Below are 212 nucleotides of genomic sequence, written 5' to 3'. Positions count from 1 at the left end.
CATCCGGCCCACCACCCACGCCGAGCCCACCTCCGTGGTGGACGGGGTGGTCCACTCCGGGGTGGCCAACATGCCCGGGGCGGTGCCCAGGACCAGCACCGGCGCCCTCATCAGCCAGGCCCGGCGCTAAGAGCTGAAGCTGTCGGGAGAGGGGCTAGAGGACGTGCTGAAGGGGGTGGCTCTAGGCAACAGGCAGTAGAGCCAAAGAGTGA

The 212-nt window shown here is 68.9% G+C and carries 1 pseudogene; it reads left to right on the top strand.

The features are described from left to right. Window positions 1-109 (top strand): annotated as a pseudogene (locus MFF64_RS39285) (hypothetical protein); the annotation flags it as partial. Between the last annotated feature and the right edge of the window lie 103 nt (window positions 110-212).

This window comes from Methylobacterium frigidaeris, from assembly GCF_022179185.1.
Taxonomy (GTDB): Bacteria; Pseudomonadota; Alphaproteobacteria; order Rhizobiales; family Beijerinckiaceae; genus Methylobacterium; species Methylobacterium frigidaeris.
The sequence above is the reverse complement of the archived record's forward strand: the minus strand, read 5'-3'. Positions and strand labels throughout refer to the sequence as shown.